Here is a 21,259-nt window from a genome sequence, read left to right on the forward strand (position 1 = left end):
TCATCCTTGGTGGTCGGTGTGGAGGGTGGAGATCAGGCGGATCTGTTCTTCGTAGGCCTGGGCGAAATCGCGGGCCAGCAGACGCTCGCTCCAGTCATCGTCCTGACGCAGTGCCTGGTGGTAACGGCCGAACGCTCTCCAGCGGCCGCCCGACGTGGCGATCAACGGCTTGTTGTCACGCTCGAAACGCAGGGTCAGCTGTTCCGGCGAGAAATGCTCCAGGGTGCCGCGTACGGCGGCGCGGCTCGCGGTAAGCAAGGCCACCTGATGCGCCTGCAGATCGCGGAACGCCCGAGAGATCGCCTGCTCGGCGGGCAGGTGCCCGGGCTTGTGCGGCTGCAACAGAATCTGCAGTGCTTCGCTCGGATCGACGGCGAATTTCAGCGGGTTCTTGTTGGTGCCTTGCACGGTGGTCTGGGCCAGACGCAGCTCGTTTTTCAGCTCCGAACGGGTGCGCAGGCTCTGCTGCAAGCCACCGATGCTCTGCCGCAGCAGACGCGCAGCGTTCAGTGCCAGTGCTTCGCGCTCGTCATGACTGAGGCTTTTGACATCGACGCCCAGCGCCGCACCGAAATGCTCCCAGAACCCTTCGCTCTGACGCTCGACGGCTTTCGGGGCCGGAGCAGGCTCGGGTTCAACCGGTGCGATCAGCTCCGGCACCATCAGGCTTTCCATGTCGATGCGCGCATAGTCGGCACGCTGACGGGAATCCTCGGGCTTGGCGGTCGGGGCCAACAGTTCGTCGATTTCCGAATAGACGCGCTCTTGCTGTTCGATCGCATTCAACGGATCAAGATCGAGAAACGCGTCGTCCGGAATGATGCTGCCGGCGGCACGCGGACGGCCGACTTCACCGTCGAAGGTCGCCGGGTCACGCACCAGTCGCGCGCGAATTTCGAAGTCGCCGAGCACGTAGGTGCTGCCGTGTTCGATGCGCACCGGTTCGCCCTTGTGCAAGCGTGCACCGCTGTCGCCGTCCTGAACCCCATTGCTGCTGGTGTCGGTGAGAAAAAACGTGCCTTCGCGGTAGCTGACAATCGCGTGGTGATTGGACAGATGACGCTTGCGGTCAGGAATGATCCAGTCGCAGTCCTCGCCCCGCCCGATCACGCCGCCGGCCTGTTTGAAGGTCTTCTGGCACAACTCGGTGGGCACGAACTGCTTGGTGTTCAGCATTTCGAAAACCAATTCCATGTTTGATGCTCCTTGCGGTCACTTGCCGCGATTGACCGCTTGCGGATCACCCAACGGGCGATAGTCGTTGTCGTTGAATTTGTAATTGCCGCTACAGCCGCCAAGGCCGCATAGAACGACGAGGGTCAGCAGGACAGCGTGCCAGTAACGAACAGACATCAGAGGGTCTCCAGGGGTAGACAAAGCACAAAGCGCCGACCCTTGCGGGCGGCGCTGAAATAAGTTTTTGAGGTGATCGCGAAGGCTCTACATCGCGGCCTTGAGCCTGACCACCGAGGCACACGAACTCCCTGCGGCGAGGGGACTTGGCTGACCACAAAGGCGGCGCCTGTTCCAGAAAACAGCCCTAGATCAACCATCGAAATCACCCAGGTTGATATTCAGGCGCCCGAGGCGGTACAGCAGCGTGCGGCGCGGCAAGCCCAGTTCGCGGGCGGCGAGGGTCTGGTTGCCGTCGTTCTTGCGCAGGCAATCGAGCAACAGCGTGCGTTCGACCTTTTCCAGGCGTTCGCGCAGATTCAGGCCGCTGTGGTCTTCGGGCATCGGCTCCATGCGCAGGGAGAAATGCTCGGCGAGCAATTCGCCGCCCTCGCACAACAGCACCGCGCGTTCGACCAGCGCCTTGAGTTCCCGCACGTTGCCGGGGAAGGTGTAACCGGACAGGTGTTCCAGCGCCGCGTCGGACCAGCGCACCGGATCACGTTGCAAGTACGCACAGGCCTTTTCGGCAAAGTGCCGGGCCAGATCGAGGATGTCGCCTTCGCGCTGACGCAAGGCCGGCAACTCGATCGGGAATTGCGCCAGGCGGTAGTACAAGTCCTCGCGGAACTTGCCTTCGCTGACCAGCACTGCCAGGTCGCGGTGCGTCGCGGCGATGATGCGCACGTCGATCTTGTGGGTGTCGTTGGAGCCCAGCGGACGGATCTCGCCTTCCTGCAACACACGCAGAATCTTCGCCTGCAGCGACAGCGGCATGTCGCCGATTTCATCCAGCAACAGCGTGCCGCCATTGGCCGCATCGAACAGCCCGGCGCGATCGCGGTCAGCGCCGGTAAAGGCGCCTTTGCGGTAGCCGAACAACTCGCTTTCCAGCAGGTTTTCCGGGAACGCCGCGCAGTTTTGCACGATGAATGCCTGGGAGCGACGCGGGCCACAATCGTGAATCGCCCGGGCGACCACTTCCTTGCCGGTACCGGTCTCGCCCCGCAGCAACACGGTGTACGGGCTGTGCAGGACTTTGCTGATCAGCGAGTGGGTCTGGCGCATCGCCGCGCTTTTGCCGATCAGGCCATAACCGTTGAGACTCGGCACGCTGCGGCTCACCGGCGCCTCCACCCCGACGGGCTGGCGCAGGCGTTGCAGCAAGTGCAACTGACCGAGTACGAACGAGCCGAGCTGGCCGAGGGAATCGGCGAAACCCTGCAGGTCGACGTGGCGGCGACTGGCACACAACAACAGGCCCTCCACTGCCTTCTGCTGATTGACCAACGGCACGCACAGCAGCGATTGCCAGGTGCCGGCGGTGGCCGGCAGGAAGCTGGTTTCGTGCAGGCTGGCACCCAGATCATCCAGGCACACCACGCGGTTCTGGCACAGGGCAAACTGCAGCAATTGCTCGCCGTTGTAATCCGCCGGCAGGCTGGTCGCGGCGCGCGGTTGCAGCGCGCCGTCGAGGCACTCGGCGTTCATCCCCAGGCAAGTGTGGGTGGCGTCGAGCAGGTACAACTGCGTCAGCTCGCAACCGCTCAGCTCGGCCAGGCCGCGCACGAAGTCACCCAGCAGCGCAGCCCCGTCCGCCGCGCGCGACAGGCTGGCGAACTGCGCCAGCAAGGCTTCGGCATAGACCAGTGGCTGCGGCACTTGAGTGAACATCACACCCACCTCAGGCGAACTCGCACGTCACGCTGGCGTTGCCGTCGAGCGTGGCATGTACCCGCTTGAGGCTTTCACCGGTGGCCATCGCATCAAGCAAGCGGTCGGCCACCAGCGGCAGTACGTGCTGATCCAGCAGATGATCGATCAGGCGCGCGCCGCTTTCGCTTTGGGTGCAACGCTCGGACAGGTGATCGACAAGGTTCTGGCACCAGCTGAAATCCAGCTGACGACGGTTCAAGCGCTCGCCCAGACGGCCGAGTTTGATCTCGATCAGCTCGCGCAACACTGGGCCGCCCACCGGGTAGTACGGCACCACTTTCATCCGCGCCAGCAGCGCCGGTTTGAAGTGTTTGCTCAGGACCGGGCGAATGGTTTCTTCGAGCAGCTCGGCAGTCGGGCGTGCACCGTCTTCGCAGAGGTCGCTGATCTTGTCGCTGCCGAGGTTCGAGGTCATCAGGATCAACGTATTGCGGAAGTCGATTTCGCGACCTTCACCGTCGTTGGCCACGCCTTTGTCGAAGATTTGGTAGAACAGGTTGAGCACGTCCGGATCGGCCTTCTCGACCTCATCGAGCAGCACCACCGAGTACGGCTTCTGGCGCACCGCTTCGGTGAGCATGCCGCCCTCGCCGTAACCGACGTAGCCCGGTGGCGCACCGATCAGGCGCGATACGGTGTGCTTCTCCTGGAACTCGGACATATTGATGGTGGTGATGAAACGATCGCCGCCATACAACAGGTCAGCGAGGGCCAGCGCGGTTTCGGTTTTGCCGACGCCGCTTGGACCGACCAGCAGGAACACGCCGACCGGTGCATCTGGCTTGTTCAGGCCAGCCGCTGTGGCGCGCATCGAACGATCGAGTGCGTGCACGGCTTGTTCCTGACCACGGATGCGCGTGCGCAGGTCGGTGGCGAAACTCGCGACCTTGGCGTTGTGCTCGCGAGCCAGTTGCGCCAGCGGCACGCCGGTCCAGGCGCTGATCACTTCAGCCACCAGACGCGGGCAGACTTCGAAGCTGACCAGACGCTCCTTGACCTGCGCGGCGGTCAAGGCGCTGTGGGTTTCGTTGAGCTGGGCTTCCAGCGCTTCGACGCTCTGGCCTTCCTCGATCTCGGCAACGAGGGTTTCGATCACGGTGCCTTCGGCGTCTTCTTCCACACTGACGGTCGGCTCGACGGCGGCAGTTTCGCGGGCCTTGGCCAGTTGCTGACGCAGTTCCAACAGGCGCTCGGCCAGTTGTTTCTGTTCAGTCCACAGGCTTTCCAGGGCGACCATTTCGCTTTCGGCTTCGTCCAGACGCGTTTCCAGTGCATCCAGGGCTTCGTGGTCAATCAGCAGACCGGCCTCGGCATCGCGACGCAGGGCCTGACGCTGACGACCACCTTCGGCCAGTTCGCCGCGCAGGCGCTCAAGGCTTTCCGGGGCGGCGGCGAGGCTGATGCGCACGCGGGCACACGCGGTATCGAGGACGTCGACGGCTTTGTCCGGCAGTTGGCGACCGGCCAGATAACGCGCGGACAGCTCAGCGGCGGACACCACCGCGTCATCACGCAGGTAGATGCCATGGCTCTTCTCGTAGACCTGCGCCAGACCACGCAAAATGGTCACCGCTTCGCTGACGGTCGGTTCGTGCAGTTGCACCGGCTGGAAACGCCGGGCCAGTGCCGGGTCTTTCTCGAAGTATTTCTTGTACTCGGCCCAGGTGGTGGCGGCGATGGTGCGCAGTTCGCCACGCGCCAGCGCAGGTTTCAGCAGGTTGGCCGCGTCGGAACCACCGGCGTTGCCACCAGCGCCGATCAGGGTGTGGGCTTCGTCGATGAACAGGATGATTGGTTTTGGCGAGGCTTTGACTTCGTCGATCACGCCTTTGAGACGACGTTCGAACTCACCTTTTACGCTGGCACCCGCCTGCAGCAGGCCCATGTCCAGCGACAACAGCTCCACGCCCTTGAGCACCTGCGGCACTTCACCGGCTGCGATGCGCGAGGCCAGGCCTTCGACGATGGCGGTCTTGCCGACACCGGCTTCACCAACCACGATCGGGTTGTTTTTGCGCCGACGGGCGAGGATGTCGACCATTTGACGGATCGCACCATCGCGGCACAGCACCGGGTCGAGTTTGCCGTCGCGGGCCTGTTGCGTCAGGTTGTGGGTGAAGCGCTGCAGCAGCGATTCGCCCTGAGCGGCCGGCTTGCCGTTGGCGGCCGGTTGCTCCTGTTGCGACAGGGCGAATTCTTTCAGGCGATCGATGTTCAACTTGGCGAGCAGCGGCTGATAACGGCTGCCGGCATAGCGCATCGGGTTGCGCAGCAGCGCGAGGATCAGTGCGGCATCTTCGACCTGGGTCTGGCCCAGTTCGAGGTTGGCCACCAGCAGCGCGTCTTGCAGCCATTGCACCAGTTCCGGGGCAAACACCGGGTTGCGCGAGGCACTGTGTTCAACGCGAGATTGCAGCGCGGCGCTCAGTTCGCCGGCGTCGACGTCTGCATCCTGCAGCGCACGTGACAGCAAGCCGTTCGGACGTTCCAGCAGACCCAGCAGCAGGTCTTCGACGAGGATCTTGCTGCCGCCACGGGCCACGCAACGTTCGGCCGAACGCTCCAGGTCACGGCGGGTTTCGGCGTCCAGCGCCTGGATGAGTTGTTGCAGGTCTACGTTGATCATGGCTCACGTCCTTAATGAATTTTGCTGCCCAGAGTCACCACGCCGTCTGCTTTCTCGCAGCCCAGCCAACTGGTCCACCCCAGGCGACAGTCGTTCTTTTCACCAATGCGCAATTCGCGGATTTCTTCCGGGCGCAGCACCAGGCGAATGTCGTAATCAAGCGGGTCACGCAGGGTGAACCGCACCAGCGCACAGAGCGGCTGGTAACCGAACCCGATCGGCAGGAATTCGTGGAATCGCTCCCAGTCGAGTTCGGTGATGTGAATGCGGAATTTGCCGCTGCGGTCGCGCACCTGCTCGCCCAGCACCAGGTCTTCACCGAGCAGGCTGTTGGCGCGACCGAGGCGGTTGCGCTGCTCGTCGAGGATCTCTACGCGACGCTCGATACACTGCTCGATGACCAGGTCTTCGTGCTTGAAGTAGTAACGCAGCACGGCCTCGATCAGCGCCGCCGAGTGCGCCCGCAAACTGAGCAGACCGAGGTACGGCAGCAAGCGTTTCCAGTTCAGCTCCTTGGCCTTGCGGATCTCTTCGCCGCCCAGGCCGATCAGCGCGAACAGCTGCGCCGAGAACGGATCGAGCGCACCACTCTGGAAGCTGGCGCGGTAACGGTACTTGCGCCAGATCGGCAGCATCAGCCGTTGCAGGCGATGATGGAACAGGTCGAGGAAGTTGCGCGTCGGGTTGCCGTCTTCGCTGTCGCCCAGCGCCTGCTCGCCGTAGAACGCCGGCAGTGGCGAGCCGGAACCGACCAGCCCGATCAGGTTGAAACGCATGCGCGCGCGCATCTGCCCGTGCTCTTCGAAAAACTCCACACGGTCGACGTCGCTGCGCGGGAAGCCCAGGCTCGGGTTGGCCTGGAACTCCACCTGGTCGTACAGATCGTCTTCGCTCAGGTACGGGTGTGCCTCGCGCAGCCGGTCGATCACCAGCAGCACGGCCTGAAACAGCGAGTACTCGCGTATTACCTTCGTCAGCCCGCTTAAAGCAGGGGCTGCAGGCCCATACGTGGTGTCCATTGGTACACCTCTCCCTGTGTGCTTTTTACCCGCAGCTCGTGGTACGAATTGAGACTGGCGTAAAGCGCGAAAAACTCGTTAAGAACCGAGGCGAAAACGAACAGGTCGCCTTCGCCGATATACCCTTCCGGGTCGATGGTCAGTTCGGTGCGCAGACCCCGCACCGGCAAGCCCCGGTGCAGCCGGTCGACGTGCTGGTGCTTGATGTGCTTGAGGCCGCCGAGCAGGCGTTTGCTGACCTTCTCCGCGTGCTGGTCGTAGTAGCGCGGCAGGTCGTAGGTTTCGAGAATCACCTTCAACGCGTTGACGTCGGCCAGCGACAGATAGTTGAGCGACATGTTGCTGATCAGCTTCCACAGGAAGTCACGGTTCAGCGGAGGCGCGAAACTCGACGTGGCAGGGGTGATGTTGCGGAAACTGAGGAACTCCGGCGTCTCTTCGCAGGCCATGCAGATGTCGCCGAGCTTGAGCTTGCGCGGCAGGTTCTGGTTGGTGCAGATCAGCTCGATCGACAGGGTTTCATGGGCTTCGGTGTGGCGGATACCGAAGCTCAGGTAGGTGTCGAGGCCGTCGTGCAGCAGCGACGAACGCTGGCGGATGCTGTAGTGCGGGCGGCTGTTGGGCACGTCGAAACTCGGGTCGTGCTCGAACGATTCGAACGGCACGTATTCCTGATAACCGAGGCCACCGGGCTTCCAGCCGGTCACGGTTTCGACCGAGAACACGCCGCAGTTTTCCAGATCGAATTCCGCCGGCAGCAACAGGTATTCATCCTGCTTGCCGTCGAGGCGGATCGGCAGTGCGTCGTGCGCGAACAGGTTGGCAATCGGCGTGCAGAACAGCTTCACGTTATCCAGCGTAGGACGCATGCGCATGATGCCGCTCTTGCGGATATCGAAGCGCAGTTCCAGGCCGCGCATCTGCTTGAGCGTGTCTTCGGGCAGCGCCTTGAGGATGTCCAGGCCGTTGACGTCGACGAACAGGAACTTGTCCTGGAAGGCGAAGTATTCCTGCAGGTAGCGATAGCCACGGAAGGTGTTCAGCGGATACGGGATCAACGCTTCTTCTTCGGCAAAACCCACCGGCTTGACCCGGTCACCGGGAATCTTGAACGCCATCGGCTTGCCGGCCACGCCATCGATTGGCTTGCCGGCGCCGTCGAGCGGGATCAGCTCGATGCCTTCAAGGTTGCGCAGCAGGCTCAGGTAGAGCATCTGGCTGATGTAGCGCTCACCGGCAAAGTGCAGGCGCAGTTTGCTCAGCTCCAGCTCACCGAGGTGGCCGTCGGCACTCATTTCCAGACGCAGGCTGAGCAGCGAACCGTCGCCCTTCACCGAGTAGTTCAGCGCAGCCAGATCCAGCGGCAGCACCTCGGTCGGGTAGCAGGTGCGGAAACGGCAGCGCACGTCTTCGATCGGCTTGCTTTCAATCGGCGTATCGCGCTCCACCAACAGCGCCGGCCCCGAACGCTTCAGCGGATCGAACTGCAAAATACTGAACGCCGGCAGCGGGCGCATGTAGTTCGGCCACAGCAGTTGCATCAGCGAATGGCTGAGCTCGGGCAACTCGTCATCGAGCTTCTGGCGCAGGCGTCCGGTGAGGAACGCAAAACCTTCCAGCAACCGCTCCACATCCGGATCCCGCCCGGCCTGGCCCAGGAACGGCGCCAACGCCGGACTACGCTCGGCGAAACGGCGACCGAGTTGGCGCAGTGCGGTGAGTTCGCTTTGGTAGTAGTGGTTAAAGGACACGGGGGGTTACCTGTTTGTCGTGTTTTGCAAAAAAAACAATGCTGTAGGCATTCGTCGATACGTACGTCATGGGCAAAAAGAGCGGTCAGCAATCGTCCAGGAGCTAACGTCGCCCTGCTTTAAAGAATCGACGTCTGCAATTGCAGCTCTAAGCGTCGGCGCATGAATGACCTTCGAACCATTTGCAGTACTGATCAGCAATTCGTAGTCATCGCCAATGCGCACCAGCGAATCCTTCTCGTACGAGAGGTAGCTGCCGATAATCTGTCGAGCACCGACCGGCGCGACATAGTCTCCAACCGCCGGGCCCCAGTTTGAAAAGTGCGATGCCTTCAATGTCAGGGGCACCGCGCAGACGTTCTGCAAGTAGATTTCCTTGCGATAAAGCTGCTGAGAGGTACAACCCGTCAGGGGAAATACCAGTACCGCAAATCCGATGTACTTGATCATCGAACTAATCCTGATCGAATTCATGGGCAAATCGACTCACAGCCGGTGAGAGCGACCGGCAGGCAGAAACCCAAAAACCTAATCATCGAATTCAACTCTGGCCAGCCATAGCAAGCTTTTGACGTCTTGCTCAGCTGCAGCAACTCGACTGAAAAAGTCACTTGAGCGATCACCGCTGTAGTAATTCATCACATCGATTTCACCAGTGGTTGGCTCGGGGTGATCAGGCTTGACGTTTTGTGTCAGCGTCGAAGAGTCCTTGTGAGTCCAGGAGTACATCGGGATGAGGCCACCGCCATACTTATTCAGGATGAAATGCCCGAACTCATGAGCGGCGGTGCATTTGAAATCTTCACCCGCCAATTTCGTCGCGTAGGAAACATTGGTTAAACCGTTTGATGCGCCGGTGATGTAGTAACCCATGTTGTGATGAATCTTGCGAAAAAACGCGAGACTGGTGGAACGGCCACCACCCTCAGATAAGTTGTCGACGAGAGGAAATTTACCGGCAGAAGGCTCAGCATTGACGTTGACCTTCACAGTGACTTTGTAGACACCTTTGCTGGTGGTGATTGCGCTGGAAATTCCATTCCCACGACTACCATCACGCGACCAGTAACGCTCGATCCCCTCTTTGGCAAATCCTTCCAGAGTCGCATAAGGCGTGCGCGGGGCGCCTTTCGCAGAACCGGTAGAACCGCCGTCAGAAAACTTCGGACGCAACGTCACTTCCACCGTCTTGGCATTGCGATCAACCCGCACATCCACCCAATCCACTTCTTCGGCAGAGCAATCAAGCTTCACTTCGGTGATTTGTTGCTCTCCCGCTTGAATCGCGGTCAGGCGTACTTTCAGGCCCGGGCTTTTCAGCACTCGGGTATCGAGGATGCCGGCGGTGTCGTAGCCGTCCCATTGCCACGGGTGCTCGCCAGATGGCAGGAACACTGCGGTATTGGCTTCGGTGTAGATCAGTTTTTCACCGTCCAGCACTTCCAGCTTTACGCTGTCGGCGGCGGCTTTGCGGTTCTCGACGAGGAAGTCGATCATCTCGCGGTTTTTCGAAGAGCCGGATTTCAGTTCAGCAAAATCCGGAATCTCCAGCGGCGTCAGAATCGAGTTGCCGCCAGACTTCAGTCCCACGCGATAATCCAGCTTCTTTTCATCGGCCGAGGCAGCTGGGATCACGGCGGCCACCATTGCGCTCACGACACTCGCAGCAATGCCCGAAAACGCCGCCGGCGAATGCGAATTCCCGATAATCACCGTCCCGGAACCCGCCGTTACCTTGTTCCCATGCGCCCCCACCGAACCCACGGTCGCGGCGGGTTTGCCATTGATCAAAACCGTGGTCGCCAGATCACCGACCAACGCACCACCACACGCCGAGGCATCGCCTTGGCGGGCGGCCGCGAGGCCGTCGAAGAACACGTCACCGGAACCGGCGGCGATCGGGTTGGTACCGTGGCCAGGAAGTGGGCAAGCGGTGGGGTCGGATACTCGTGCTGCGGGTTTGCCAGACATCGGGATTCTCCTTAGGTGACCTTCACTTGACCGCTGCCATCCAGGCGCGCGGAAAAACTGACCTGACGCTTGAAACCCTCGACTTCCAGCAGGCCTTCGATGCTGAAGGCCAGACGGAGCTGGTCGTGGTCACGCGGCAGGGAAATGACACGCACGTTGCTCAGGCGCGGCTCGTAGGCTTCGATGAAGCTTTCGATGGCCAGGCGGGCCTGACTCAGGGAGTCGTGCAGGCTCAGGCGCATGTCATTGAGATCGGGCAACCCGTAGTCGGACAGCGTTTGCACGCTGCCCGCCCGGGTGCTGAGCATTTTGGCCAGATGGGCAGCCACCGACGCCATGGCAGAAGCCTCGAGGCTCCTGCCCTTGCGTAGTTCCGCATCGCCGTTGAGGCGTTCGAAAAGGCTGCCGTATCCGTCCATGAGTCGCTCTTACTCTTTGTCCAGCTTGCCAACCAGCGACAGGGTGAAATCGGCACCCATGTACTTGAAGTGCGGACGCACGTTCAAGCTGACGCGGTACCAGCCCGGCTCGCCTTCAACGTCGCTGACGATCACTTGCGCAGCGCGCAGCGGACGACGGCCACGCACTTCGGCGCTCGGGTTTTCCTGGTCGGCCACGTACTGGCGGATCCACTTGTTCAGTTCCAGCTCGAGGTCGGTACGCTCTTTCCACGAACCGAGTTGCTCGCGCTGCAGCACTTTCAGGTAGTGAGCCAGGCGGTTGACGATCATCATGTACGGCAGTTGGGTGCCGAGCTTGTAGTTCAGCTCTGCAGCCTTGCCTTCTGCGCTGATGCCGAAGAACTTCGGCTTCTGCACCGAGCTTGCGGAGAAGAACGCCGCGTTGTCGGAGCCTTTACGCATGGTCAGGGAGATGAAGCCTTCCTCGGCCAGTTCGTATTCACGACGGTCGGAAACCAGAACTTCCGTAGGAATCTTGGTCTCGATTTCGCCCATGCTTTCGAAGTGGTGCAGAGGCAGGTCTTCAACCGCGCCGCCGCTCTGTGGGCCGATGATGTTCGGGCACCAGCGGAATTTGGCGAAGCTGTCGGTCAGCTTGGTGCCGAACGCGTATGCGGTGTTGCCCCACAGGTAGTGCTCGTGGCTGTTGGCAACGGTTTCCTTGTACACGAACGACTTGACCGGGTTTTCTTCCGGATCGTACGGGTTACGCAGCAGGAAACGCGGCACGGTCAGGCCAACGTAACGGGAGTCTTCCGAGGTACGGAAGCTCTGCCATTTGGCGAATTGCGGGCCTTCGAAGTGGTCTTTCAGATCTTTCAGATCCGGCAGGCCGGTGAAGCTTTCCAGACCGAAGAATTTCGGGCCGGCCGCGGCGATGAACGGCGCGTGGGACATGCACGATACGCTGGCCACGTACTGCATCAGCTTCACGTCTGGCGAGCTTGGCGACATGTAGTAGTTGGCGATGATCGCGCCAACCGGCTGACCACCGAACTGGCCGTATTCAGCGGTGTAGATGTGCTTGTACAGGCCCGACTGCATGACTTCCGGCGAATCTTCGAAATCGTCCAGCAGGTCTTCTTTGGAGACGTTGAGGATTTCGATCTTGATGTTTTCGCGGAAGTTGGTGCGATCGACCAGCAACTGCAGGCCACGCCACGACGATTCCAGAGCCTGGAAGTCCGGGTGGTGCAGGATTTCGTCCATCTGACGGCTGAGCTTGGCATCGATCTCGGCGATCATGCGGTCAACCATGGCCTTCTTGACCGGCTCACCGTTGTTCTGCGGCTTGAGCAGTTCTTCGATGAATGCCGACACGCCACGCTTGGCGATGTCGTAGGCTTCGTCGTCCGGAGTCAGACGGGTTTCGGCGATGATGCTGTCGAGAATGCTGTACTCGCCGTTCTCGGCGCTCTTCTCTTGTGCTGCGCTAGTGCTCATTGTGTTGGCTTCCTTGGCTACTGGAGTCTCAGGCGTCCGGGGCTGCGGCGTTCAGGCCCAGCTCACCGAGTACGCGACCGCGGGATTCGTCGTCGGCGAGCACGCCTTCGATCGCTTTACGGAACGCAGGTGCGTTACCCAGAGGGCCTTTGAGGGCCACCAGCGCATCGCGCAGTTCCATCAGTTTTTTCAGCTCAGGCACTTGCTCGACCAGGCTGGCCGGGTTGAAGTCCTTCATCGAATTGACGCGCAGTTGCACAGCCAGCTCGTCGGCCTCGCCATCTTCCTGCAGACGGTTCGGCACGCTCAGCGTCAGACCCAGCTCTTGCTTGGCCAACACTTCGTCGAAGGTCATCTTGTCGATGCTGATCGGCTTGCGATCTTCGATTTTGCGATCGTCCTTGCGGTGGGTGTAGTCACCGATTGCCAGCAGCTTCAGCGGCAGTTCAATCTCTTCCTGAGCACCGCCGGTGGCGGGTTTGAAGGTGACGTTGATGCGTTCCTTGGGGGCTACCGAGCCTTCTTTGGCCATGGCTTTTCTCCTTGCGGTTGTGGCCCTGGGGCCTATTCGAGTACCACTTCGAGATCGAGGTGGCACAGCCTGCGATAAATCTCTTCCTTGCGTTCACGCACTGCATGGTTCTGCGGCAACAACTCGCAGCAACTGTGCAGCAGGTGCAGCACTTCCAATGCAAGATCGGGCTCCCAGGCGTGCAGGCCTGAGTCCTGTAATGTCTGATCGAGGGTTTCGAGCTGGTTCTTGGCCAGTTCGTACTTCTTGGCCATGAAGCACAGCCGCGCGAGGGCGAACTGCCAGAAGAACCGCTCGCGTCCGCCGTGGGCCGATTGCAGCCCCTGCTTGAGCGTCTGCACGGCAGGCTTGAGGCCTTCCTTGCGCAGTAGCGGCAGCACTTCCTGCAGGGCTTTTTCCCAGGCAGGCTGGGTTTCGACGTCGTCGGTTTCGACCTTGCGTGGCGCGCTGGCGCTTTGCAGGTGCGGCATGACATTGCCGGCGATCCACGCCCGAGTGGACGGATCGGCAAACGGCGCGCCGTCATGGAAACGGCACTCGATGATGCCGGGCAGGCGCTGAACCAAAAGCGCGAAGTGGATTTCCACTTCGCGCATTGCCATCTCGGCGTTGAGGTTCTGGAGACATTCCCAGACCATCCTCTGGCCATCGAACCAGAACGGCGCCTTCGCCAGGCTCGCCTCCAGTTCCACCAGCAGGTCGGCATATTTGCCCTGATCGAAGCGATCCTGATACTGCTTGAGCTTGTCGACCGGCAGGCCGCGCAGCACGGTGATCTGCTCGGCGTTGCGCTCAGGCACCGCGTCGATCGGCAGCCAGAGCAAAGTGCGGTTTAGGCGCAGGGCGCGCAGGTCCGTGGCTTTCTGCTTGAGCCACCAGGCGCACAACGGGCGCGCGCTTTCCTGCTGGGCACGCAAGGCCTTGTAGGCGTCTTTCTCGTTGTCGATCGGTGCGCCGGGGGTGAGCAACTGGCTCGCGGCCTGCTTGACCTGCGCCACCGCTGCGCCCACCACACCGGGGGCCGGCTGATTGTCGGCTGCACGCTGGATCATGGTTTTCAGGCGACGTGACAGCGGCAACAGCAGCGGCGCATCGTCGCCCAGGTGCTCGGTGCACGCAGCATCGAGGCCGGCCAGATGCTCGGACAACTGCCGGAACATCGGCAGCTGTTCCTTGATCGCGATGTTTTCGGTGAGCACCTGCTCCAGACGCGGCACCAGCCAGCCGATGGCAGCAGCACGGGTGCGGGGTTTGAGCGGGTGAACGTCGGCCCAATTGTTTTCCGACAGATGGTGCAGGAAGCCGAGGCCGGCCAGCAGCCCGGGGAAGGATTCGCGCTGGTACAGCGACCAGGTCAGCCAGGCGCCAACGCGCAAATCCTTGGATTGGGTACGCAGCAGATTTTCGCTGTTTTCACGGATTTTCAGCCAGTCGATCTGCCCGCTTTCGTGCATCGACGAGGCTTTGGCCAGCTCGCTTTCCAGCGCCTCGAATTCGCTCGAGAAACGAACGTCTTCGCCCGCGAAATTCTCTTTGGAAACAGAGACTTTTGCGAGTTCGAGGTAATGGGCGGAAAGTTTGCTTGAGTAGGACATCCATGGCCTTTATTTAGGATTACAGTCATGCGCCTATTGGAATTGCCACGGCGCTGGACAGTATCGAAGAGCAGTAAAGCGACTCATCCAATTGAGATGTGCTCTTTCAAGTGGGCGCATCGTAATCACTATGATGGCCACTAGCAAGCATCTGGTTAAACAACAAGACGAAGTGTTCATTGAGCCGTGTAGGAGATCGCCCTATATGTGGCAGGGGAATCCCTGATAGCGATTTATATTGCATGCATTTGCCCTGCCCCCTCAGAAGCCCTGATCCAGAGCGGCCCGATTCCGATTGAGCGTATCGACCCGAACGTCCGTCCCATTACACGGCGGCAAGCATGACAACTCTCGAAGAAAATAGAAGTAGGACACTTCCGAAAATTCGCTGGATTTTATAAAAATCTACCGGAGACAGCGACCCACAATAAAAGTGCCATCAATTTGATGTCATTTCATTTTTTTGAAACTTTTACCGCTTCGAAAGAAACTGCACTTCAGTGCTAACTCACTAATTATCGAAGTGACTTCCTACAGTCATTTCCTTGAATTGGCGCAAAACTTTCAAGCCCGGAATGCTCTGACAAATCTCAGAGATAGTTCTTACATCAATTTATTTCCTGCATTGCTAGCGTGCCTTGGCAAATTCTTTTCGCGTGGCGATCAGGGACGATCGAACACCGCGCATCGACTCACTTTGCTTAAGGACAAGCGTATGTTCAGCACGGGCAGTTGCGCGCCTTTTACCCTGCAAATTCCCGGAGTTCGCCACGACTTCAAGGTGCTCGCATTCGATGGCGATGAAGCCATCAGCTGCCTGTACGCCATCCGCATCGAACTGGTCAGCGAACGAGCGGATATCGATCTGGAAGGCCTGCTCAGTCAGCCGGCGTTTCTGCAATTGGGGTTTAACGACGAAGGTATTCACGGACGCATTGAAGATGTACGGGTGGGTGAAAGCGGAAAACGCCTGACCCAATATGAGCTGACGCTGGTGCCTGCGTTGCACTATTTGCAGTTCAGTCATGACCAGCGGATTTTTCAGAATCTGACCGTTCCGCAAATCATCACGCAGGTCCTCCAGGGGCACGGCATCCAGACCGACGTATTCACCTTCCATGTCAGCACCAGCGCCGTACGTGAATACTGTATTCAATATGGGCAGTCGGACTTCGACTTCATCCAGCGTTTGTGCGCCGAGGACGGCCTTGCCTGGCATCACCAGCACTCGTCCGAGCAGCACACGCTGGTGTTCACCGACGATCAGGTGTTTTTCCCCAGGCTTGGGCCGACACCTTATCGACAAGACTCCGGCATGGTTGCCGAGCACCCGGTTATTGATCGTTTTACCCTGGCCTTCAAGACCCGCACCAGTACTGTCACCCGTCGCGACTATGACCTGAAGCGTCCCAGCCTGTTGCTCGAAAGTCGCTTCACCGCCGAATTCACGCCCGAATTGGAGGACTACCGTTACCCACTCTTGATGAAGAGCGAAAAGCAGGGCAAACAGCTCGCGCGCCAGGCTCTGGAGAGGCATCGCAGCGACTACCAGCGGGTCGAGGGCGCCAGCAATCAGCCGACGCTGCGCAGCGGCTACTTGTTCGACCTGAGCGAGCATCCGCGCAAGGATTGCAACGACATGTGGTTGCTGGTGAGCCTGCAACATAGAGGCAAATTCCCACAGGCTCTCGAGGAAGCCGCCGACAGCGCTACAACACCCGTCGACGGTTTCACTCAGGGCTATCGCAATACCTTCAGCGCCACACCCGCGGACGTGATTTACCGACCTCCGCTGCCCGCACAAAAGCCCTTGCTGGTCTGCCAGACCGCACGCGTCACCGGCCCGCCCGGTGAAGAGATCTTTTGCGATGAGTACGGTCGGGTATGCGTCGAGTTTCCCTGGGATCGGGCAGAACTCGGTAGCGACAAGAGCAGTTGCTGGATACGGGTTGCCTCCAATTGGGCGGGCGAAGGCTTCGGCGCAATGACCATTCCGCGCGTCGGAATGGAAGTGATCGTGACCTTCCAGGAAGGCGACCCGGATCAACCGCTGATTACCGGCTGCGTGCCCAACAAGGTCACCTCCCCCGCCCATCCATTACCGAATCACAAGACCCGAACGGTTCTGCGCAGTCAGAGTTCACCACGCAGCGGCGGCTACAACGAGCTGTCGATCGAAGACCGCACCGGGCAGGAGAAAATCTACCTGCGCGCCCAGCGCGACATTGAGCAACTGATCCTCAATGACAGCCGCAGTCAGATCAGCCATGACCGTTTTGAACAGGTGGGCAATGACAGCACCACCCTGATCGAAGGCAAAGAACTGCGCACCCAACAAGGCGTGCGCAGCACGGTGATCAATGCCGATGACCTGCTGACCATCAGCGGCACCAGTAGCCTGTCCGCAGGTTCGCTGGTGATTCAGGCCGGCCAGCAGGCCCGCGTCACCGCCAGCCATGTCGTGATCGATGCGGGTATGAGCCTGACGCTGACGGCGGGCGGTCATCACATCGTGATCGACGCCAGCGGAATCTTCAGCAGCGTGCCGATCGTACAGGGCGGCGCGCCTGTGCCGGGTATGGCGCCGCTGCAGGCGCTGCAAGCCCCGCCCGGCCGATCCATGGCAGACATCGCCAGCCCGGCATCCATCGTCGCCAGCGCCCGCCAACAGGCCGCGGACTACTGCCCGCTGTGCGAAGCCTGTCGCGCCGGCCAGTGCAGCATCACAGAGGTCGCATGAACACACTTGAACAATGGCTGCACGAGCAAGCGCAATCGAGTCGGGATCTGTTGCTGATGCTCGACTCGCTCGACCACCTCGAAGAGCGCATCGCGCTCAGCACCGAATTGGGTGCCGCTCACTACCGCAGTCTGTATGGCAGCACGGTGGCGAATTCGCTGGCACAAAACGGCCCGTTTCTCTTTCAGATCGGCACAGTCAGGCATCCACTGATCCAGACGCTGCTGAATACGCCCGGACGGCATTGGGGCTGGCTGGCGAGCGTCAGCCACGTTGACCTCGATGCGCTGACTGCGCACTGGCGGGCACGTGTGGTGACCGGCGAACCACCGAATCAGGCGCTGTATCGCGTGCACGACTGTCGCGTACTCGGTCGCACGCTTGCTCATCTGCCAGCGGAGCAGCACGCGCTCTTGCTCGGGCCGATGACCAGTGTCTGTTACTGGCACGACGGGCAATGGACGGTCACCAACAACCCTGACCCGGGTGAGCATCCGCTGCCGGCGGATCCGCCGTGGCTGCACACCCCGATTCCGGAGCGGATTTACGCCAACGTGCTGTTCGATAACGCCCGGCGCTATCTGGTCGGCGAACACACTGAAGCGATGGTGACGCTCGCCGAGCAATTCGATGTGGATGACTGGGTCTGGGGGCAAATTCAGCAGAGTCACCTGTGGGGCTGGCAACAGCCGCAACAGGTGCATTTCCTGCTGACCCAAAGCCTGAAGGCACCGGGCTTTCTACCACCGAAAATCTGGCTGCCCAAAACCGGCGAAGACCCGGCGACGCACTTTGAGCGGGTGTATCAGCAGACCTTGTATCTGCAGGAGAGCGGGGCCTTATGAGACGAGGACTTCGATGTCTGGCACTTGTCGGTTGCGTCGCCCTGAACCTGGGTTGCTCTGTTGCAGGCAAGTCGAACACTTTCACCTTTGTTCCTGACTTGCCGCCCAATTTCAAATACGACCTGACGGCCACCTACGTGCCCGCCAAAGATCAGACATGCTCGGTTCCCGGTGGAAAAAATACCCAGCTTGGATTCAATAAAACCAACATGGTCTACGAGCCCACTTCCCGAATCCCGCTTTACAGAACTGTGAGCAACTGCCCGCTGGCGCTGAATCATGTAGAGGTCAAGATCATCGGTGTTTTTGGCCCGGAGCGTAGTGATAGCAGTTATGACTATGCCTCATTTGCCGTACGTCCAGAGTTACTGGAGCGGCACATGGGGACTTTCGACGAAGTCGGTACAGGTGAGTTCTTCGGTGAATGCATGTGGTCTTTTCGTACGGTCGGGCCGAAGCGTTACCTGATCAAACTGCTTACCTGCAAAAAAATGGATGCGCAGGGCACTGTCGGCCGAAGTCGTCCGTTCACGGCTTACACGCTGACACAGCTCTCGGGGAAAACCATAAAGCTGAGGATCAGGTTGTCCGAAGAAGAGGAGCCCTACATGGGGGATACCTGGGTAAAGGTGCCTAACGGCTGGAAGCGTTGCATGGGGAAAGGTTTCGAAGATCAACATGCGTTTTGTTACGGCAACCACAAAGACTTCAGCACCTTCAGGATGGTGGATGAGCGGGTTTGCACCATTTATCCGGGCTGCACGGAAAACAAGGACGAGACCCCATGAGCATTGAACCGTTAGATCCGAGCGTCGCTGCCTTTATGCAAGGCAACATCCACGCCTGCCCAATGCGCGGACATTCGACGAGCCTTCAATTGGTGGACGAGTTTGGTGATGGCAAGCCCTATGCCGGGTTGATCTACGAAATCATCGATTATGAGGACACCGTTTACACGGGCAAGCTGGATGCAAAGGGCTCTGGAAAAGTCACAAACCATTTTCGTGGGCCAGTGGTACTTAAACTCAATCATTCATATCAAGGTCGAGATGATGACTACAGTGAGTTAATTCGAAGGAAGCACTACCCCCTCCCCATCACCGAACTCCAGGTTCGCGCCGAGAAAACCCGCTTCTTTACCAAATCAGGCGTGCGTACCCAGGCCAACCCAGCAAAAGACCTTGCCGGGACCAACGCCTATTACCAGGTTGAAGTGAGCGAACTGGTCAAACATGTGGCGCACTTGCCGCCTCTGGCAGAACGTCGTGATCCGCCGAATATAGTGGTGCACAAACTAATGCGCTCCACGCCCCAAACCCGAGCGTTCGCGCAGATTGATACCAATGCGCCGGACGGAGGAATGAGCGCGATCTTCAGTCAGGCCAGCATGGCCACGGTCGAGTTGGGCTTCGCCCCGCCACCGCCCAAACCCAAGGGCATTGCCCTGTTGCCGAACAAGCACCATGTACTGGAAGTACGCCCCATGCGAGCGCTACGTCCAATGCTGTCGACCGGCAATGAATTCTGCGCACTCAACCTCTATCAACTGTCATTGATGGCGACCCTGAGTTACACCGACTTCGGCCAGGAGCCGAACACGCAACCGGTCAAGACCGACTGTGTGAGTTTCCCCGTGCAGCCAAGCAGCGGTAATTGGCTCGGCCATGCACTGCCGCAGTTTGATGAGTTGTGGCAAGTCGATGCGTCACAAACGAAGAAGTACTACCCGTTGTATGAAGAAGTGCCTTACTCGAAACGGCTGGAGGTAGTGCCGTTCGATCCACAGCTCTACCCCGAGGTGAATGATCCAGCACTGGGGGATGAACAGGAACATCCGGCCAAGCTGCACTTTTTCGATGATCGCAGACAAGCCGACAGTACGGACACCCAGGCCTTTATTACGCATCACGACGAGGTGATATTGATCAGTGTCCGGGGAACCAATGAAACGTTACCCGATGGCCTGCGTGATGGAGACGCCTATCAGGTTCCTTTTCAAGAAGGAGAAGGCAAGGTGCACCGTGGCTTCTACGGTGGCGCCCAAGCGGTTTTCCCGCTTGTCGTGAGCTATCTGGAGAGGTTTTACAGTGGGCAAAAACTGCTGATTACCGGACACAGCCTGGGCGGGGCGATAGCACTGATCTTGTCCGAGATGCTGCGCCGGAATCAGCGCTACCAGCCGGATATCGTGCTCTACACCTACGGAGCCCCCCGCGCTGGCGACACGACCTTCATCAAAAGCGCCCAGCCACTGATCCACCATCGCATCGTCAACCAGAACGACCCCGTGCCCAGCGTACCCGCCACCTGGATGAACACCTTTGCCACCCCCAAGCCGATGTACATCGCAAACGGAGTGGTGCTGGTCCTTAACCCGGTCGCCGGTTTTTCCTTGCTGATCCTGGGGATGATCAACTTCTCGGGTGAGAATTACGGGCATCACGGTGCCTTGCGCCATTTCATGCCAGTGGTGTTCGACAAGGAACACCAGTCCTCCATTCTCTGGCAGCCGGGCTGCAGCCTCATCAACGATCACGGCTGCGCCGAAGCCTTGCAGAACATCAATGGCTTGCCCAAGCGCGGTTCATTGCTGAAGCAGCTTTTGGCGGCGGGCGATCACTCGATGGTCAGCAGTTACATCCCCGGCTGCTGGGCCAGCCTGCGCCGCTGGCAAGAGGCGCAGTTACTCAAACGCTCGCTGGTGACGCATCGGGAGTTCGAATGGGTCAGCGGTGCATTGGCAAACATCAAAGGCCAATTGCGCGCCATTGAACGCACTATTCAAAACCACCCCCACGCCTATGCCCGCCACCAGGAAAGCACCCAAAAAACCGATGCACTCAACAATGAAATCGACAAGATCACCACGACCCAGACTCGCCTGTTGGCCTTGAAGAACCAGCGAGTTACCGAAGCCGAGGTTTACGGCAGCTATGCCGAACAGCCCGAGTGGGTGCAGGAAAACCTGCTGCGTTGGAACGCCCATCCGGAAAACCTCGTTCAGGAACAACTGGCGATGATCCCTCCTGCAGCCCAGGACCACGATGCCGCCATCGCAGCGATGACCGGAGGGCATGCCGTGGGCACGCCGTTTCATCTGGATATTGACTCGATTGTTTAGTGTTTGTGGCTCACGCGACCCGGAGAGCTTTTCATTGGCTGAATCTA

The 21,259-nt window shown here is 59.7% G+C and carries 15 protein-coding genes and 1 pseudogene; 4 read left to right on the top strand and 12 right to left on the bottom strand.

Translation table 11 applies throughout. The annotated features are described in order from the left end of the window. From tagH to tssA, 12 genes and pseudogenes are all read right to left on the bottom strand, one after another. Complete coding sequence (gene tagH / locus AC0J41_RS26030) at positions 1-1,194, bottom strand: type VI secretion system-associated FHA domain protein TagH (RefSeq protein ID WP_025112682.1); 1,194 nt, start codon at positions 1,192-1,194, stop codon at positions 1-3. A gap of 18 nt (positions 1,195-1,212) precedes the next feature. After that, the gene (locus AC0J41_RS26035; RefSeq protein WP_473013955.1) at positions 1,213-1,353 is read right to left on the bottom strand and encodes a type VI secretion protein; all 141 of its coding nucleotides are present in this window, start codon (positions 1,351-1,353) and stop codon (positions 1,213-1,215) included. Between the two features lie 192 nt (positions 1,354-1,545). Then, complete coding sequence (locus AC0J41_RS26040; protein ID WP_025112681.1) at positions 1,546-3,066, bottom strand: sigma-54 interaction domain-containing protein; 1,521 nt, start codon at positions 3,064-3,066, stop codon at positions 1,546-1,548. A 10-nt stretch (positions 3,067-3,076) separates the two neighbouring features. Further along, positions 3,077-5,734 (bottom strand): type VI secretion system ATPase TssH, encoded by a 2,658-nt coding sequence (gene tssH, locus AC0J41_RS26045; RefSeq protein WP_473013956.1) that lies wholly within the window; start codon positions 5,732-5,734, stop codon positions 3,077-3,079. An 11-nt stretch (positions 5,735-5,745) separates the two neighbouring features. Beyond that, a complete protein-coding gene (gene tssG / locus AC0J41_RS26050) occupies positions 5,746-6,753 on the bottom strand; it encodes a type VI secretion system baseplate subunit TssG (protein WP_025112679.1) in 1,008 nt (335 codons plus the stop codon). Continuing rightward, positions 6,717-8,504 (bottom strand): type VI secretion system baseplate subunit TssF, encoded by a 1,788-nt coding sequence (tssF, locus tag AC0J41_RS26055; RefSeq protein ID WP_025112678.1) that lies wholly within the window; start codon positions 8,502-8,504, stop codon positions 6,717-6,719. Before tssF ends, tssG begins: the two co-directional genes overlap by 37 nt. Positions 8,505-8,570: 66 nt before the next feature. After that, complete coding sequence (locus AC0J41_RS26060) at positions 8,571-8,954, bottom strand: hypothetical protein (RefSeq protein WP_473013957.1); 384 nt, start codon at positions 8,952-8,954, stop codon at positions 8,571-8,573. A gap of 1,226 nt (positions 8,955-10,180) precedes the next feature. Then, positions 10,181-10,475 (bottom strand): annotated as a pseudogene (locus AC0J41_RS26065) (PAAR domain-containing protein); the annotation flags it as partial. Positions 10,476-10,486: 11 nt separating this feature from the next. Beyond that, a complete protein-coding gene (tssE, locus tag AC0J41_RS26070) occupies positions 10,487-10,894 on the bottom strand; it encodes a type VI secretion system baseplate subunit TssE (protein ID WP_003229582.1) in 408 nt (135 codons plus the stop codon). Between the two features lie 9 nt (positions 10,895-10,903). Next, a complete protein-coding gene (gene tssC / locus AC0J41_RS26075) occupies positions 10,904-12,379 on the bottom strand; it encodes a type VI secretion system contractile sheath large subunit (RefSeq protein WP_025112673.1) in 1,476 nt (491 codons plus the stop codon). A 28-nt stretch (positions 12,380-12,407) separates the two neighbouring features. After that, entirely contained in the window at positions 12,408-12,911 is a 504-nt protein-coding gene (tssB, locus tag AC0J41_RS26080) for a type VI secretion system contractile sheath small subunit (protein ID WP_003229587.1), read from the bottom strand. Positions 12,912-12,943: 32 nt separating this feature from the next. Continuing rightward, a complete protein-coding gene (gene tssA / locus AC0J41_RS26085; protein WP_473013958.1) occupies positions 12,944-14,506 on the bottom strand; it encodes a type VI secretion system protein TssA in 1,563 nt (520 codons plus the stop codon). A 715-nt stretch (positions 14,507-15,221) separates the two neighbouring features. Here tssA and AC0J41_RS26090 point away from each other — a divergent pair. The 4 genes from AC0J41_RS26090 to AC0J41_RS26105 are packed head-to-tail and all read left to right on the top strand — an operon-like array spanning position 15,222 to position 21,212. Further along, complete coding sequence (locus AC0J41_RS26090; protein ID WP_473013959.1) at positions 15,222-17,246, top strand: type VI secretion system Vgr family protein; 2,025 nt, start codon at positions 15,222-15,224, stop codon at positions 17,244-17,246. Further along, on the top strand, positions 17,243-18,091 hold the full coding sequence (locus tag AC0J41_RS26095) for a DUF4123 domain-containing protein (protein ID WP_473013960.1): 849 nt from the start codon (positions 17,243-17,245) through the stop codon (positions 18,089-18,091). Before AC0J41_RS26090 ends, AC0J41_RS26095 begins: the two co-directional genes overlap by 4 nt. After that, positions 18,088-18,879 carry a hypothetical protein gene (locus tag AC0J41_RS26100; protein WP_473013961.1) on the top strand — a complete coding sequence of 264 codons (792 nt, stop codon included), beginning with the start codon at positions 18,088-18,090 and terminating at the stop codon, positions 18,877-18,879. The genes AC0J41_RS26095 and AC0J41_RS26100 overlap by 4 nt, the downstream gene beginning before the upstream one ends. Continuing rightward, on the top strand, positions 18,876-21,212 hold the full coding sequence (locus tag AC0J41_RS26105) for a lipase family protein (RefSeq protein WP_473013962.1): 2,337 nt from the start codon (positions 18,876-18,878) through the stop codon (positions 21,210-21,212). The genes AC0J41_RS26100 and AC0J41_RS26105 overlap by 4 nt, the downstream gene beginning before the upstream one ends. Positions 21,213-21,259: the final 47 nt, after the last annotated feature.

It is taken from the genome of Pseudomonas sp. Arb-4-2C (genome assembly GCF_055755015.1).